Origin of the sequence: Paraburkholderia sp. JHI869, from assembly GCF_038900775.1 — a bacterium.
Lineage (GTDB): Bacteria > Pseudomonadota > Gammaproteobacteria > Burkholderiales > Burkholderiaceae > Paraburkholderia.
Window position 1 is genome coordinate 1 of record NZ_JAYMSC010000106.1, and the last position, 416, is coordinate 416.

Sequence of the window (416 nt, forward strand, 5' to 3'; positions counted from 1 at the left end):
GGTCCAAGGTCCGCCGCCGCGCAAGACGGTCTGGCTCGATCCGCCGAGCGCGCGCGTGCTGGATTTTGCCAATAGCGGGAGCGGTCTGATCCGCACGCTGCACATGATCCACGGGTCGATGCTCATTCCGGGCGTTGGGCGGCAGGTGGTTGGCTGGATCGGCGTCGCGATGCTGCTGTCGTGCGTATCGGGGCTATGGCTGTGGTGGCCGACGGTGGGGCGCTGGGTACGCGGCTTGCGCTGGCGGCGGCACCGCAACACCGACACCAATCTGCATCATTTGCTCGGCTTCTGGATCGCGTTGCCGCTGTTCGTGCTGTCACTGACGGGGGCGTGGATTTCCTTCCCGCAAGTCTTTGGCGGTGGCGGCCCGGCGGCGGGAATGCGGCCGAATGCACCGCGCCCGGTGCCGCTGG

At 68.0% G+C, this 416-nt stretch carries 1 protein-coding gene; it reads left to right on the plus strand.

What is annotated here, in order from left to right; translation table 11 throughout:
• Positions 1 to 416 (plus strand): PepSY-associated TM helix domain-containing protein (locus VSR72_RS44070; protein ID WP_342958426.1); only part of this gene is annotated, 416 nt, incomplete at both ends.